Annotated in this window: 11 protein-coding genes; 2 read left to right on the forward strand and 9 right to left on the reverse strand. The window is 59.5% G+C overall.

What is annotated here, in order from left to right:
• Entirely contained in the window at positions 1 to 1632 is a 1632-nt protein-coding gene (locus ACRC4F_RS22460) for a DUF2300 domain-containing protein (RefSeq protein WP_438661321.1), read from the forward strand.
• 3 nt (positions 1633 to 1635) lie between these two features.
• The gene (locus tag ACRC4F_RS22465) at positions 1636 to 2451 is read left to right on the forward strand and encodes a YfaP family protein (RefSeq protein ID WP_438661322.1); all 816 of its coding nucleotides are present in this window, start codon (positions 1636 to 1638) and stop codon (positions 2449 to 2451) included.
• A gap of 427 nt (positions 2452 to 2878) precedes the next feature.
• Here ACRC4F_RS22465 and ACRC4F_RS22470 read toward each other — a convergent pair whose 3' ends face one another.
• From ACRC4F_RS22470 to exaC, 9 genes are all read right to left on the reverse strand, one after another.
• A complete protein-coding gene (locus ACRC4F_RS22470; RefSeq protein WP_438661323.1) occupies positions 2879 to 3625 on the reverse strand; it encodes a S24 family peptidase in 747 nt (248 codons plus the stop codon).
• Between the two features lie 231 nt (positions 3626 to 3856).
• Positions 3857 to 4384, reverse strand: coding sequence for an inorganic diphosphatase (gene ppa / locus ACRC4F_RS22475; RefSeq protein WP_028620880.1), 528 nt, complete (start codon positions 4382 to 4384; stop codon positions 3857 to 3859).
• Positions 4385 to 4497: 113 nt separating this feature from the next.
• Entirely contained in the window at positions 4498 to 5310 is an 813-nt protein-coding gene (locus ACRC4F_RS22480) for a zinc-dependent peptidase (protein WP_438661324.1), read from the reverse strand.
• 6 nt (positions 5311 to 5316) lie between these two features.
• Entirely contained in the window at positions 5317 to 5973 is a 657-nt protein-coding gene (locus tag ACRC4F_RS22485; protein ID WP_438661325.1) for a DedA family protein, read from the reverse strand.
• Positions 5974 to 6215: 242 nt separating this feature from the next.
• Entirely contained in the window at positions 6216 to 6674 is a 459-nt protein-coding gene (locus ACRC4F_RS22490) for a GNAT family N-acetyltransferase (RefSeq protein ID WP_438661326.1), read from the reverse strand.
• Between the two features lie 116 nt (positions 6675 to 6790).
• Positions 6791 to 7615 carry an ethanolamine ammonia-lyase subunit EutC gene (gene eutC, locus ACRC4F_RS22495; protein ID WP_438661327.1) on the reverse strand — a complete coding sequence of 275 codons (825 nt, stop codon included), beginning with the start codon at positions 7613 to 7615 and terminating at the stop codon, positions 6791 to 6793.
• An 8-nt stretch (positions 7616 to 7623) separates the two neighbouring features.
• A complete protein-coding gene (locus ACRC4F_RS22500; protein WP_438661328.1) occupies positions 7624 to 9018 on the reverse strand; it encodes an ethanolamine ammonia-lyase subunit EutB in 1395 nt (464 codons plus the stop codon).
• A gap of 51 nt (positions 9019 to 9069) precedes the next feature.
• Positions 9070 to 10518 carry an ethanolamine permease gene (gene eat, locus ACRC4F_RS22505; RefSeq protein WP_438661329.1) on the reverse strand — a complete coding sequence of 483 codons (1449 nt, stop codon included), beginning with the start codon at positions 10516 to 10518 and terminating at the stop codon, positions 9070 to 9072.
• Positions 10519 to 10635: 117 nt separating this feature from the next.
• The gene (exaC, locus tag ACRC4F_RS22510; protein WP_438661330.1) at positions 10636 to 12156 is read right to left on the reverse strand and encodes an acetaldehyde dehydrogenase ExaC; all 1521 of its coding nucleotides are present in this window, start codon (positions 12154 to 12156) and stop codon (positions 10636 to 10638) included.
• Positions 12157 to 12529 lie beyond the last annotated feature (373 nt).

The following is a 12529-nucleotide window of genomic DNA, read 5'->3' on the forward strand; positions in this document are numbered from 1 at the left end:
ATGACCCGAACGCTGGTCTGGTGGCTGCTGTGTTTGATTCCTGCGCTGGCGACAGCGCAGGACGAGCCGCTGCGCCTGGGCTTCAAGGGTGAATTGATTTCGCTGAACCGCACTCAAGTGATTTCCCGCGAGCCGTTGCCCGCTGATGTGCAGACGCCGTTGGGCAGTCTGTGGAAGTTGTTTGTGTACGGTTGGCTGGTGGATACCGGCGCTCGTGAGCCGGCGTATGAGTGTCGCGGGCAATCGAAAGAAGAAGTTTATTGCTGCACCGCGGGCGGCAAGATTGAGCGCGATCAGGCGTTGGTGAAGTCGTGTGGCTTGTACTTTGAGCCTGCACGGTTGGGTATTTCTGATGCTGGCTGGCGGGAATATTGGCAGGCACGGCAGGCGCCGGAGTGGTTGCTGAACTTGCCCTCGTTGCAGCCTTCTACGCGAGTGTCGGTGGCTGAATTGTTGAAAGTGCTGGCCGTGATGCCGGCGCAGGATCAGGCGCGGCGGTTGTTGCTCGATGTGGTGTTGAACGCCGCAGACGGCAATGTTGTGGGTGAACTCGGTGGCCGGTTGCGAGTGAAAACCTGGAGCTGGTTGGGGGATCAGGATCCATCGTCGCGTCAGGGCGGGTTCGCCGGTTGGATGGCGGATGGCACGCCGATCTGGGCGGGTGGGCGCGGGACCAGTCAGATGGTGCTGCGTCATTATGGCGCTGCGTTGGCTTCGGTGTTGCCGGTGGACTGGCCCTCAGATGCGGGTCGATGCGTTGAGGTCGGACTGTTTTCCCGCTATCCGATCGGGCGTGTTCTGGCCGGGGAACGCGTTGCTGCTTCGGGGCCTTTGCAAGGCGACTATCGCGTCGAATTTGCCAACGGCAATCAACTGGATATCCATAGCGACGGCGAACTGTTTTTGGTAGGCGACAGCTCTTCACAAAAGCTTGTCGCCCGTCTGGACCGCGAAGAATACGTCGCTCGCGTTCTCCAGCGAGAAGCCAAACCCGAACCCGCTGAAGCCGCCAAAGCTCTCGCTGTCGCGATCCGCACCTACCTGCTGCAAAACGCCACCCGCCACGGCGACTGCCTGAGCATCGACGACAGCAGCAGCCGCCAACGCGTCGCCCCACGCCCGCCCACCGCCGAATCACGCAATATTGCCGCCTGGACCAGCGACCTGGTTCTCGCTGGCAGCGCCGTGACCTACCACTCCGACCAGCCCGGCCCGGACAAACTCTCCTGGCAACACGCCGTCGAACAAGCCAGCGCCGGCCAGCGCTACGACGCCATCCTGCTGCACGCCTACCCGCGCGCCAGCCTCAGCCGCTGGGACAACCCCGTCGCCTCCTGCGAAGCACTGCCCGCCGCGCAAGACTGGCTACAAAAGCAACGCCTCGGCTGGCGTCCGCGATTGGAAAGCGAAGTCGGCTACAACGACGTCAGCACCTTCGCCGTCTGCCGCCTGGCCTTCGGCCGCCCCTATGTCGACCGCGAACGCCGGCGCATCTACGTGCGCGGCGTGCTGTCGCTGCAGGATCGCCTCGACCTGACCCACGAATACCTGCACCTGGCCTTCGAAGCACACCCCAACGGCCAGGATGAAACCTACATCGAAGGGCTCGCCCGCCACCTCTTGCTGGAATAGGCCATGAAACTCCGTTATCCACAGGTTCTCCTGTTCCTTTGTTCTTTTTGCGTACTGCCGACGGTTTTTGCGGCTGAGAGCGGCGTGAAACTTGATACGCCTGTTGGTGGTTGGCGTACCGGCGCGTCTGAAGGGGAAGGTGAAAACTTTCGTCAAACCGTTAACTACCCGGCTTCATCGGTGAATACACCGGTGGGGCAGGCCAACACTGCGCGTATCACCGGGCAGATCAAAGCCGCGCCCAAGTCGAATGAGCCGGGCCGGTTGATCGTCAACGGTGTCAGCATGCCACTGAAAATTGATCCAGCTGGACGCTTTGATCGGCCGTTCTCGTTTCCCAATGGCAGCAACAGCGTTGAAGTTCGTAGCCCGGATGGGCAGCAGCGGCATCGGACGCAGTTTCTCAATGCCAGTGGCGGAGCTACGCCAGCCAAGTTGCGTGTGTTGCTGGCCTGGGACAGCGATGGGACGGATCTGGATCTGCACCTCATCACGCCCGATGGTGCGCACATCTGGTATGGCGATCGGGTCGCGCCCAATGGTGCGGCGCTCGATGTCGACGTGACGACGGGGTATGGGCCGGAGATTTTTGCCATGCCGGCGCCGATCAAAGGGCAGTATCTGGTGTATGTGAATTACTTCGGGGGCGGGTATCGGAGTGATGAGGAAGGGCAGGAGGACGCGGTTCAGCTGCTGACGACGGCGCAGGTGACGGTGATTACGGAGGAAGGGACGCCTAGCGAGAAGATGGAAACTTTTCTGGTGCCGATGCGGGCGGTGGGGGAGTTGACGTTGGTTAAGGGGTTTAGTTATCCGTGACGCTGGCGACTAGCAATTTGTGCAGCAGCTTGCTGCACAATTCACTTTCCTTGAGGCATTAAAAAGCCGGCTTGTGGCCGGCTTCTCGGGGACTGGCTTGGTTCATTTTTGGTAAACCTCGCCAGCCTTCAAAACGTACACCCGGATCTTGCGTCCGGCTGTGGGACTCGGCGAGAAAATCATCTGCCTTGTCGGTGCGATCAGAGCCGCGGGGCGGGGTGATGCGCAAATGTGGGGCGCAGCATACTGATTTTTTGGGGAAAATCCCAGCTCGGTGTGCGTCTTGGAGCTATCGGGGTTTGGGATTAAGTGACCCTCCCGGATTTTCTGGGTGAATGTTACGCCCTCATCGCGAGCAGGCTCGCTCCCACATGGATTGCGCAGTATCTGTGGGAGCGAGCCTGCTCGCGATGAGTACGGCGCGGTGCTACAAAAACGGCACCGCCGGTCTTCGTTTGTTCAGGGTCGACCACCAGAACACCCACCCCAACACCTTGATGTTTTGCTTCTCGATCTGCTCGGCATTGAAGATCTCATCCGGATGCTCAGCCTGGTTGTAACTGCGCAACCGCAGCGCATTGCCGGGCATCCGGTGCAGGTATTTGATGCGTAGCATCCCGTCGTGCTCGATCGCGTAGATTTCCCCGTCAATCACTTTGGTCAGCCCACGGTCGATGGCCAGTGTGGAGCCGTCCTCGATCCTGGCTCCCATGCCGTTGCCGAGCATGTGGACGCAGAACACATCCGCATGGTTGATTTCCAGCGAGTCGAGGTGGCTTTTGGGTAGGCGGATGAATTGGCCGGGGTCTTCGGCGACGTGGGTTTTGTAGGAGCCCGGGGCAATAGGCATTTCTTTGTAGACGGGCAACTCGACATCGGTGGGTTCGACCACCGTGTAGATGCCGCGGATGGCCTGGGCGTCGAAGGTGTTGCCTGACTCGTCGAGCAGGCGCAGGTGTTTTGAGCTTTGTGGGCCTTCACCGGTCTTGAGCCAGTCGCTGTTTACCGAGAGTAGTCTGGAGACCTCTTCCATGCGGTAGGCGGGCACGCCGCGGGTGTACCAGTTATGGATATTTTGCGGCTCCGTGTCGAAGAAAGCGGCAAATCCTGTCGTCGTTATCTTCGCTTCTTCGAGGAGCGTCTTGAACCGTGGGCCGCTAGTGTTCTTTTTCATAAACACGAGTCTACGGGCGCTGGGCCGGGCTTTGAATAAACGAACCGTTCAAATTTCGAGGGAAATTTACGACCGGATGTAAGACGTATTTGGAACAAATTAAACAAGAAAAAACCGAGGCGGCCAGAAGATAAACGGACTGTTTAAAAGTCGCTTAATGGCCACCCACAAAAAACCCCGGATCAACCGGGGTTTTCTTCAAGTCGTCACAGACGCGAGGCCCGTGGCGTCTTAGCCTTTGTAGGCTGCAACCGACTTCATGATCTCGGTGCGAGCGGCTTCTGCGTCGCCCCAACCTTCGATCTTCACCCATTTGCCTTTTTCGAGGTCTTTGTAGTTCTCGAAGAAGTGCTTGATCTGCTCCAGCAGCAGCGGAGGCAGATCGGTGTATTCCTTCACGTCGACGTACAGCTGGGACAGCTTGTCGTGTGGGACTGCGATGACTTTGGCATCGCCGCCGCCGTCGTCGGTCATGTGCAGGATGCCGACTGGACGAGCGCGGATGACCGAGCCAGGTGCAACCGGGTAAGGGGTCACGACCAGCACGTCGAGGGGGTCACCGTCGTCGGCCAGAGTGTTCGGGATGAAACCGTAGTTGGCCGGGTAGAACATCGGGGTGGCCATGAAACGGTCAACGAACAGGCAATCGCTGTCTTTGTCGATTTCGTATTTGATCGGCGCGTGGTTGGCCGGAATCTCGATCGCGACGTAGATGTCGTTCGGCAGGTCTTTGCCAGCCGGAATCTTGCTGTAGCTCATTGGGCGGTGCCCCCGTTAGTTGACCAAAAACACTTGGCCGGATTGACCAAAAAGTGGCGGCGATTATAGGCATATTCCGCCGTCGATGCTACGTGCCAAGGGTCGTAGAGACCTTAGTCGTGTGCCTGATAGACCGGGTTCTCGGCCAGAAGTTGCCGCAGTCGGGCCAGTGGGTCCTGGCGGTAAAACAGCTTCAGCTGCTCATAGACTTGAGGATACGCCTCGTGTAGCAAATCCGGGGCGCTGAAGAAGTATTCGCTGGTGACGGCGAAGAATTCGGCGGGGTTTTCCGCCGCGTACGGGTCGATGGCGGTCTCGGCGTCCGGATTGTGGCCAAGGTGCTGATTAAGGTCGTCGTAGGCCTGCTGCATGACCCTGGCCCAGTCGCTGACCCGCATATCGGGGTGCAGCGGAGGCAAGCCATTGGCGTCACCGTTGAGCATGTCGAGTTTGTGCGCAAGTTCGTGGATCACCAGGTTGTAGCCTTCCCAGCCGCCGCTGGCCATCACGCCGGGCCAGGCGAGGATGATCGGGCCTTGTTGCCAGGCTTCTCCGCTGTGTTCACCGTCCCACTCGTGTTCGACGCCGCTGGCATCGCGATGACGTTGCGGACTGAGGAAGTCGTCGGGGTAGAGGACGATTTCGTGGAAACCCTGATACCAGTTGAGATCGCCCAGGTGCAGCAGCGGCAATTGCGCTTGAGCGGCGAGCAGCAGACGTTGTTCCTGGTGAAGTTCGACGCCGGGCAGGGCGGTCAGGTGTTTATCTTCCAGGAACAGCACGCAGGCTTCGCGCAGCCATTGGTCTTCGGCGGCGCTGATGCCATCAAGAAAGCTCAAGTGATGGCGCACCCGTTGCCACAAGTCGTCGGCAATCGGGTGTCTGGCCAGGATGCGCCGGCGGCGCCAGGCGCTCAGGGACCACATCGCAAGTCAGCGCGATTGGGCTTTGGACGCGGCGTTGCCGAAGCGGCTGCGGACCACGCCGATGATCATCGGCACCAGCGACAGCAAGATGATGCCCACCACCAGCAGCGAAAGATTGGACTTGATGAACGGTACGTTGCCGAAGAAGTAACCCAGGGTCACCAGGCCGCCGACCCACAGAATGGTGCCGAGGACGCTGAAGGCAAAGAAACGCGGGTAAGGCATTTTGGCTACGCCGGCGACGAACGGTGCAAACGTGCGGATGATCGGCAGGAAGCGCGCCAGGGTCACGGTCTTGCCACCATGCTTGTCATAGAAGTCGTGGGTCTGTTGCAGGTAGTCGCGGCGGAAGATTTTCGAGTTCGGGTTGCTGAACAAACGTTCGCCTGCAGTTCGACCGACGACGTAGTTGGTGCTGTCGCCGAGGATTGCCGCCAGCATCAGCAGGCCGCCCAGCAACACCGGGTCCATTCCACCGCCGGCTGCTACGGCACCCGCGATAAACAACAGGGAGTCGCCCGGCAGGAATGGCATCACTACCAGACCGGTTTCGCAGAAGATCACCAGAAACAGGATGGCGTAGATCCATGGCCCGTAGTTGTTCACCAGCAAGTCGAGGTACACATCGAGATGCAGGATAAGGTCGATCGGGTTGAAATCCATGGAGGGGCACCTGTGGTGACGGCCAGACTCTGCGGGCCTGTGCGGTTGACTTCGCGAAAGCCTACAGACGAGTGTAGTTTTTCTTACAAGCCGAAAAGGCCGGCATTATACGGGCTGAGTTGTGAAACGCGCGTCGAGATTGTAGCGGGGGATGTCTATGGCGCGATCGGAAGTCTGGTGACAATAAATAACCCTTTCTGTGATGAGGGTGCTGGGTCCCTCATCACAGAAGCCGCCAGGCATCAGAGCTCGTCGCTGATCGGCAATACGTAGTTCTTGAACTCGGTATCTTCCTTGAACCCGATGGATTCATAGGTCTTCTGCGCGATTTCGTTGTCGCTGCTGGTGGATACGCGCATGCGCACGGCATTGGTTTCCTTGGCCATTTTTTTCGCGGTGCGCATCAGGTTGTCTGCGACTAACTGACGGCGGGCATCTTCGGCGACGTAGATGTCGTTGAGAATCCACACGCGCTTGAGCGAAAGGGACGAAAAGCTCGGGTACAACTGACAGAAACCCATCAATTTGTCGTCGGAATCGGCCAGCGCGAGGTAAATCACCGATTCCTTGCGTCGCAGGCGCTTTTCAAGGAACGCCCGGGAGGAGTCCGGATAGGCCAGGGAGCCATAAAACTCGCGATATTTAACGAACAACGGGGTCAGCAGGTCCAGGTGTTCGAGGGTCGCTTGAATAATCCGCATCGATAGTTCTCGTCTTCAAGTGGCTGTCTAACGTAATGACGGCGATGGGAATACCCCCTGACAGCCGCGCATCGATCCTGCCTGAAACCGGAGCAGAAACGCAATGCGGAAACGGTTCAGGTATTCGGCGTGCTCAGTAGGAAATTACCTTTCATGTGTGCACCTGCGTCTGACTCCAGCGTTTGCACCTGGGCTTCGTCCTTCAGATTGACCCCCGACAACTGGCGCCGGCAAGCCTCGCGCATCAAGTACAACAAGCGGTGTGCTGCCATCCCGTAGCTCAGGCCCTCGATCCGGACATTGGAGATGCAATTGCGGTAGGCATCCGTCAGCCCGACCTTTGGATTGTAGGTGAAATATAACCCAAGGCTGTCCGGCGAACTGAGGCCCGGGCGTTCACCGATCAGGATGACCACCATTTTCGCGCCGAGCAGTTCACCGATCTCGTCGGCCACGGCGACCCGACCCTGCTCCACCAGCATCACCGGCGACACGGACCAGCCTTCAGCCTCAATCTGCTCTTGCATCCGCGCCAGAAACGGCAACGTGTGGCGATGAACGGCCAATGCTGACAGGCCATCGGCGACCACGATCACCAGGTCCACCCCACCAGGTTTGGCCAGCGCGTATTCGCGCAGGGTTTGCGCCGACTCATCACTCAGCTTTCTCCCCAGATCAGGGCGCTGCAAGTAAGTGTCTCGGTTCGGGGCTGCGCTGTGCAGCAGCAAACTCTCGCGCCCCGCTTCGGCCAGTTGCGAGCTGAGCCCTGCATGGTCGAACGGCAAGTGCACCGCATCCCGGGCTTGTGCGTGTGCGTACTGGAAATCCAGTTGCGCACTCGTCGGCATGCTGGTGCCGGTGCGACCCAGGGCAATCCGCGCCGGGGTCAGGCGCCGTAGTTCCAGCAACGGGTTTTCTGAATCAACAGGCGGTCTATCCATCTCGACACTCATCCCAGTTGCCCCATCGCCTGACGGAAGGCCGGAGGCAGGCTGTCACCGAAATGAATCTTGCCATCTGCCTGGGTGAAGATGCCCATTCTGGCCAGCCACTGCTCGAACTCCGGCGCCGGCTTCAGGCCCAGGGTTTGTCGGGCGTAGAGCGCGTCGTGGAACGAGGTGGTCTGGTAGTTGAGCATGATGTCGTCGGATCCGGGGATGCCCATGATGAAGTTGATCCCGGCCACGCCCAGCAGAGTCAGCAGGGTGTCCATGTCGTCCTGATCGGCTTCGGCGTGGTTGGTGTAGCAGATGTCGCAACCCATCGGTACGCCCAGCAGCTTGCCGCAGAAGTGGTCTTCGAGGCCGGCGCGGATGATCTGTTTACCGTTGTAGAGGTATTCCGGGCCGATGAATCCTACGACGGTATTGACCAAAAACGGCTTGAAATGGCGCGCCACGGCGTAGGCGCGGGTTTCGCAGGTCTGTTGATCGATGCCGTGGTGGGCGTTGGCTGACAGGGCGCTGCCCTGGCCGGTCTCGAAATACATCAGGTTCTGGCCCAGGGTGCCGCGGTTCAGGCTCAGGCCGGCGTCATACCCTTCCTGCAGGACATTCAGGTTGATGCCAAAACTGGCATTGGCCGCTTCGGTACCGGCGATCGACTGGAACACCAGGTCCAGCGGAACACCGCGATTGATCGCTTCGATGGACGTGGTGACGTGGGTTAAGACGCAAGCCTGTGTCGGAATCTCGTAGCGCTGGATGATCGCGTCGAGCATTTCCAGCATCGCGCAAATCGACGCGATGCTGTCGGTGGCCGGGTTGATCCCGATCATTGCGTCGCCGTTGCCGTACAGCAGGCCGTCGAGAATGCTCGCCGCAATGCCGGCCGGTTCGTCGGTAGGGTGGTTGGGTTGCAGGCGCGTGGATAACCGCCCGCGCAAACCCATCGTGCCGCGGAATTTGGTGACCACACGGATTTTTTGCGCTACCAGCACCAGATCCTGCACGCGCATGATCTTCGACACGGCAGCAACCATCTCCGGCGTCAGGCCCGGAGCCAGGGCTCGCAGACTCTGTTCGTCGGCCGCATCGCTCAGCAGCCAGTCACGAAATCCGCCGACAGTGAGGTGGCTGACCGTCGAGAAGGCTTGTTTGTCGTGGGTGTCGATGATCAGTCGGGTGACTTCATCGGTTTCGTAGGGAATCAGTACTTCCTGGAGGAAGTGAGGGAGCGGGATGTTCGCCAGGGCCATCTGCGCGGCCACCCGTTCGCCATCGTTGAGGGCGGCGACGCCAGCCAGAAAATCCCCGGAGCGCGCCGGACTGGCCTTGGCCATGACGTCCTTGAGGCTGTCGAAACGGTAAGTCAGGGCGCCGACCGTGTGAGCAAAACTTGCCATACAGATTCTCCGTGACGGCGCAGACAGGGCCTGCGCCGTGATTTCTGGCCGTTAGTGCAGGGCTTTTTCAGCGTTCTGAATGGCCGCGAATTCTTCTTCGGGCGTGCCTGCTACCAAGTGATGCCGACTGTAGAAAGCAAAGTAAGCAATTAACACTCCATAGATGATCGCAGCGCCAATCACCACGCGAGGGTCTACCAGAAAACCCGCCACCACGGCGATGCAAGCCAGCACCAACGCTACACCGGAGGTGAAGATACCGCCCGGCGTGCGGTATGGACGATCCATTTTGGGGCGTCGAATGCGCAGTGTGATGTGCGCCGCCATCATCAGGACGTAGGAAATGGTCGCGCCGAACACCGCTACCAGAATCAGCAAGTCGCCCTGACCGGTCAGCGACAAGCCGAATCCGATGATGCCGGGAATGATCAGTGCCAGTACGGGGGCCTTGCTCTTGTTGGTTTCTGACAGTTTGCGCGGCAGGTAGCCGGCGCGGGACAGCGCGAAGATCTGCCGAGAGTAGGCGTAGATGATCGAGAAGAAACTGGCAATCAACCCGGCCAGGCCTACCAAATTGACGAAGTGGCCCATCCAGGTCGAGCCGCCATAGGCCTTGCTCAATGCTTCGACCAACGGGTTGCCCGAGGTCAGCAGTGCATTGGCGCCCGCACCGCCCGGGCCGATGACCAGAATCAGCAGGGCAAAGCTCACCAGCACCAGCATGGCGCCGATCAATCCGCGGGGCAGGTCGCGTTTCGGGTTTTTGGTTTCTTCTGCTGCCAACGGCACGCCCTCGACAGCGAGGAAGAACCAGATCGCGTAGGGAATTGCCGCCCACACGCCAACGTAGCCGAAGGGCAGGAAGCTGCTGGCGCCCTTGGCGTCAGTCACCGGGATGTCGAGCAGATTGGCGACGTTGAAGTGCGGCACCATCGCCACCAGAAACACGCCCAGTGCCAGGGCGGCGACGGCGGTGATGACGAACATCAGTTTCAGGGCTTCGCCGACCCCGAAAATGTGGATGGCGATAAAGATGATGTAGAACGCCAGGTAAATCATCCAGCCACCGATACCGAACAGTGACTCGCAATAGGCGCCGATAAACACCGCGATCGCCGCCGGGGCGATGGCGTATTCGATCAGGATCGCGGTCCCGGTCAGAAACCCGCCCCACGGTCCGAATGCGCTACGGGCAAAACCGTAGCCGCCACCCGCGGTAGGGATCATTGACGACAGTTCCGCCAGGGAAAAACACATGCACAGGTACATGGTCGCCATCAGCAACGTGGCGATAAACATGCCGCCCCAGCCGCCCTGGGCGAGTCCGAAGTTCCAACCCGCGTAATCGCCGGAGATGACGTAGGCCACGCCCAGACCTACCAGCAGGACCCAGCCTGCTGCACCTTTTTTCAGTTCCCGTTGCTGGAAATAGTCGGAGCCGACTTTTTCAAAGTCGACCGAGGAGGTAGCCGGCTGCACGCTGGCTTGATCGCTAGGCATAGGGGTTCACCTGTTCTTATTGTTTTTGACCGGCGTGATTGCCGGGTTGGCGCGAAGGCCCGATGTGCAAGCAAGCTCACTCCCACAAGAAGAGTGGCTTGCCTGCGACAGACGGTTTTAGAAGAAGCCCAACGGATTGATGTCGTAGCTCACCAGCAGGTTTTTGGTCTGCTGATAGTGATCGAGCATCATTTTGTGGGTTTCACGACCGACGCCGGATTTTTTGTAACCGCCAAACGCGGCGTGCGCCGGATACAGGTGGTAGCAGTTGGTCCACACACGACCGGCCTTGATGGCGCGGCCCATGCGATAGGCGCGGTTGATGTCGCGGGTCCAGAGGCCGGCACCCAGGCCGAACTCGGTGTCGTTGGCGATGGCCAGGGCTTCGGCTTCGTCCTTGAACGTGGTGATGCTCACCACCGGGCCAAAGATTTCTTCCTGGAACACGCGCATTTTGTTGGTGCCCTTGAGCAGGGTCGGCTGGATGTAATACCCGCTCGCCAGGTTGCCCTCGAGTTTTTCGACCTTGCCGCCGGTCAGCAGCTCGGCGCCTTCGCCCTTGGCAATTTCCAGGTACGAAAGGATTTTGTCGAATTGCTGCTCGGACGCCTGGGCGCCGACCATGGTGTCGGTGTCCAGCGGGTCGCCACGTTTGATCGACAGGACTTTTTTCATCACTTCTTTCATGAAGTCGTCGTAAATCGATTCCTGCACCAGTGCGCGGGACGGGCAGGTGCAGACTTCGCCCTGGTTGAAGAATGCCAGGACCAGACCTTCAGCGGCTTTCTCGATAAAGGACGGTTCGGCTTTCATGATGTCTTCGAAGAAGATATTCGGCGACTTGCCACCCAGCTCCACGGTGGACGGAATGATGTTTTCGGCGGCGCATTTCATGATGTGCGAGCCGACCGGGGTCGAGCCGGTGAATGCAATCTTGGCGATGCGTTTGCTGGTGGCCAGGGCTTCACCGGCTTCTTTGCCGTAGCCTTGCACCACGTTCAGCACGCCTGGCGGCAGCAGGTCGCCGATCAGCTCCATGAGCACGGTAATGCCCAGCGGGGTTTGCTCGGCAGGCTTGAGCACCACGCAGTTACCGGCGGCCAGGGCCGGAGCGAGTTTCCAGGCGGCCATCAGGATCGGGAAGTTCCACGGGATGATCTGCCCGACCACGCCCAGCGGTTCATGGATGTGGTACGCCACAGTGTTGCCATCGATCTCGGCGGCGCTGCCTTCCTGAGCGCGGATGCAGCCGGCGAAGTAGCGGAAATGGTCTGCAGCCAGCGGGATGTCGGCGTTGAGGGTTTCGCGAACGGCTTTGCCGTTGTCCCAGGATTCGGTGATTGCCAAAACTTCGAGGTTCTGTTCGATGCGGTCGGCGATTTTCAGCAGCACCAGCGAGCGCGCCTGAGCGGACGTGGCGCCCCAGGCATCGGCAGCGGCGTGGGCAGCGTCCAGGGCTTTGTCGATGTCTTCGGCCGTGGAACGCGGGAATTCGGCAATCGGTTGGCCATTCACTGGCGAGGTATTGGTGAAGTACTGACCTTTGACAGGCGCGACGAACTCGCCGCCGATGTAGTTACCGTATTTGCTCTTGAACGAAACGATAGCGCCTTCAGTACCGGGGTGAGCGTAACGCATGGTGATTTCTCCTTGGCTTTTTGTGCTTATAAGGGAGAGCGCATGTGCGCTTGCTATAAGCGTAGAGCAAAGGTCGGGCCACTGCCCTGCAGGTCAGGCAAATCAAGGTCTTGCGTGGTTTTTGTCGGACAGGCGGACCGCGCCTGTGACGCTTTCGGTACAGCCCCTGTGACAGTTTGTACCGCTTGTGGCACAACCTGTGACTGCTCGGTCTTGCCAGCATTGCAATGCGCGAATGGCTGGAGGATGCTGAGCCACAAATTACTGCACCGGTATTTCTCTGTGGTGAGGGAGCTTGCTCCCGCTGGGCTGCGAAGCAGCCCCAAAATGTCTGCCTATTATGGTTTTTGGCGAGCGCTTCGCACTCGAACGG

Source organism: Pseudomonas sp., from assembly GCF_051660785.1.
Classification (GTDB): Bacteria; Pseudomonadota; Gammaproteobacteria; order Pseudomonadales; family Pseudomonadaceae; genus Aquipseudomonas.